This is a genomic window from Protofrankia sp. CiP1_Cm_nod3, assembly GCF_982290655.1.
In genome coordinates, this window is record NZ_CEVIVD010000249.1 from 1 (window position 1) to 1,885 (window position 1,885).

Here is a 1,885-nt window from a genome sequence, read left to right on the forward strand (position 1 = left end):
GGTGGCGGCGGTGATGGGGACGTCAACAGGGACATCGGAGGTGCCCGGGGCGTCGGGGCTGGCGGCGGTGCCACGGCTGGCGGTCGGGGCGGACGGCGTGCTCGACCCGGCGCCACTGCTGCGCGCGCTGGTGGCCGGGCTGCGCGGCGGCACACCGGTGGCGGTGCTGGCCGCGGCGTTCCACGAGGCGGTGGCCGACGCGGTCGCCGAGGTGGTGACCCGAGTCGGCCGGCAGCGGGGCGTGCGGCTGGCCGGCCTGACCGGCGGGGTGTTCCAGAACGTGCTGTTGCTGCGCGCCTGCCGGGACAGGCTGCGCGCCGCCGGATTCGACACGCTCGTCCACCACCTGGTGCCGCCCAACGACGGCGGGCTCGCGCTCGGGCAGGCGGCGGTCGCGGTGCTGCGCCTGCGCGCCGGGGACGAAGAGGAGAGGTGACCATGTGCCTGGGGATTCCGGGCCGGATCGTCGAGGTCTGGGACGAGAGCGGGACCAGGATGGCCCACGTCGCCTTCCCCGGTGAGACGCGGAAGGTGTGCCTGGCCTATCTGCCGGATCTCGCGGCCGGCGACTACACCATGGTGCACGCCGGTTTCGCCCTGACCCGGCTCGACCGGCGGTCGGCGCTGCGCACCCTGGACATGATGCGCGAATACGAGCTGATCGACGACACCGCGGCCGGTCATCCCACAGAAGCCGAGGAAATCAGGGGAGCCAGGGGAGCCGGGAAAATCGGGGGAATGCGATGAGTGCCCTGGCGGTCGCCAGTGGTGATGGCGCTGTGACAGGATGTTCCCGGGAGGCGCGGCGGGAGCTGGCGGGCGCCCCGGAGGTGACGGCCGGTGCTGTCGGCGGCGCCACCGAGAGCGCGGAGGTCGGCGCCACCGGTGGCGTGGACAGTGCCGACGACGGTGGGCTGACCGAGGATCTTGCCGCTGATCTCGCGGCCGCCTCGCTCGCGCTGGCCCGGCGTTTCGCCGGTGGCGCCACGCTGTGGTGCCTGTCCCCGGCGTGGGGGCCGCACGCGCACCACATCGCGGTCGAGTTCGTCCATCCGGCCGTCGTCGGCAAACCGGCGCTGCCCGCGGTGGCCGTGACCGGCCCGGATCCCGTCGCCATGATCCGGCTGGCGGCCCGGCCCGGTGACGTCGTCCTCGCCGTGGCCGCCGCCGATGATCCGGTGACGCGTTCCGTGCTGCGCCGGGCGCCGGCCTGGGGGACGGGCACGATATGGATCGGTAGCGGCCCGCGTCCGCCCGCCGGCGCGGCTGACCATGTGCTGTGGCTGGACGACCCGGATCCGCCGCTGCCGGCCACCGGCCGGTTCGTGCTCCTCTACCACCTGCTGTGGGAGCTGGCCCACCTCTGCCTCGAGCACACCTGCCTCGAGCACACCGCCGTGCTCCACCCGTCCGGGCGTGAGCAGGACGGGCGTGAGCAGGACGGGCGTGAGCAGGACGGCGGGACGTGCGTCACCTGCGGTGACGAAGGCCGGCTCGGCGAGGTGATCGCGCAACAGGGGCCGGCCGACGGCCTGGCGCTGGTGCGTACCGCCACCGGGGTGGAGCTTGTCAGCATCCTGCCGGTCGATCCGGTGACCATTGGCGATCTTGTTCTCATCCATGCCGCGACGGCGATCACCCGTCTCGACCAGGACGGTGCGTGATGGCCACCGAGCACACCGCGTTCCTGTACCCGTTCCTCCACCCCCAGGCGGACAGCGGCGACGACCGGGACAGCAGCCCCCGGGCCGGCGCTGACCGGGCCGGCCACGACCGGCACGACGGTGGCCAGGAAGACGGCGACCACCAGGGGAGCGGCCAGCGGGAGGACGACCGGGACGCTGGCGGCCGGGACGCCCGCGGTCGGGACGCCGACGGCCGAGGT

At 74.2% G+C, this 1,885-nt stretch carries 3 protein-coding genes and 1 pseudogene; all 4 read left to right on the top strand.

Translation table 11 applies throughout. The annotated features are described in order from the left end of the window. Window positions 1-436 (top strand): Kae1-like domain-containing protein (locus AC5LUJ_RS23680; RefSeq protein WP_493465820.1); only part of this gene is annotated, 436 nt, incomplete at its 5' end. A 2-nt stretch (window positions 437-438) separates the two neighbouring features. Beyond that, complete coding sequence (locus AC5LUJ_RS23685; RefSeq protein WP_250281385.1) at window positions 439-747, top strand: HypC/HybG/HupF family hydrogenase formation chaperone; 309 nt, start codon at window positions 439-441, stop codon at window positions 745-747. Continuing rightward, window positions 744-1,664, top strand: a complete 921-nt coding sequence (locus tag AC5LUJ_RS23690) for a HypC/HybG/HupF family hydrogenase formation chaperone (protein ID WP_250281352.1) — start codon at window positions 744-746, stop codon at window positions 1,662-1,664. The genes AC5LUJ_RS23685 and AC5LUJ_RS23690 overlap by 4 nt, the downstream gene beginning before the upstream one ends. Next, window positions 1,661-1,885: pseudogene (locus tag AC5LUJ_RS23695) on the top strand (hypothetical protein); the annotation flags it as partial. The gene AC5LUJ_RS23690 and the pseudogene AC5LUJ_RS23695, both read left to right, overlap by 4 nt.